This is a genomic window from Mitsuaria sp. TWR114, assembly GCF_007997345.1.
In genome coordinates this window covers 1-1071 of record NZ_VOSR01000391.1, presented here as the reverse complement: position 1 = coordinate 1071, position 1071 = coordinate 1, and the positions used below count along the sequence as shown (strand labels likewise).

Genomic DNA, 1071 nt, shown 5'->3' with positions numbered 1-1071 from the left:
CCCCCACCCTCTCCCCGCGCGCGGGGAGAGGGAGTAACCCGGTTGGCACCGCATTTGCGCGCATTCAACAGGGTTATGGGTAGCGGCCTCGCTTTCATTGGCTGAGGCCGGCGCGAATCCGTACCCTCCCGGACCATTCAAGAATGAATTCGTCCGGGATGAAGCAACTCGTGGTGATCGGTGGCGGCGTCGTTGGCGTCACCACCGCCTGGGCCCTGGCGGAGGCGGGGCACCGGGTGACGCTGGTGGAGCGCGAGGCCGCGCTCGCCACCGGCGCGAGCCGGGCGAACGGCGGGCAGCTCAGCTACCGCTACGTGTCGCCGCTGGCCGATGCCGGCGTGCCGCTGAAGGCGCTGCGCTGGCTGCTGGACCCCGACGGCCCGCTGCGCTTCAAGCCCGATGGCACCGCCGCGCAGTGGCGCTGGCTGGCCGCCTTCCTCGCCCACTGCCGCGGTCCGATCAACCAGCGCACCACCGAGCGCCTGCTCGAACTGGGCGCCTTCAGCCAGCAATGCTTCGGCGAGCTGCAACGCCACGCGGCGCTCGACGCCATCGAGCTGCGCACGCCCGGCAAGCTGGTCGTCTACCGGAAGGCCGAGGAATTCGCCCGCGTGGCCGCGCGCGCGCCGGGCGGACCGGAACGCGCGCTGACCCGGGACGAATGCCTCGCCATCGAACCCGCGCTGGGCGATGGCGGCGCGGACTGGCTCGCGGGTGGCATCTTCACCGCGGGCGAGGCCGTGGCCGATTGCCACGCGCTCAGCGTCCAGCTGGGCGAGCGCCTCGCGCGGCATCCGAATTTCCAGGGACGGCTGCAGGCGCAGGCGACCGGCTTCGTCGTCGAGGGCGAGCGCGTCGTCGCGCTGCGCACCGACCAGGGCGAACTGGCGACCGGCGGGGTCGTGCTGGCGGCCGGGTCGCTGGGCTCGACCGAGATCCTGATGAGCGCGCGCGACCGCGGCCTGCCGCTGTCGCGGATGCTGGGCCAGGCGTTTTCCGCCAACGGCGACGCGATCGCGGTCGGCCACGACTGGCCGCGCGCGGTCCACGCCGTCGCCGACGAGGACCAGC

1 protein-coding gene is annotated in these 1071 nt (G+C 73.0%); it reads left to right on the top strand.

The window, feature by feature from the left end:
• Positions 1–158 precede the first annotated feature (158 nt).
• Positions 159–1071: FAD-dependent oxidoreductase (locus tag FUT87_RS14845; RefSeq protein WP_147241514.1), on the top strand; the 913-nt coding region annotated here is incomplete at its 3' end.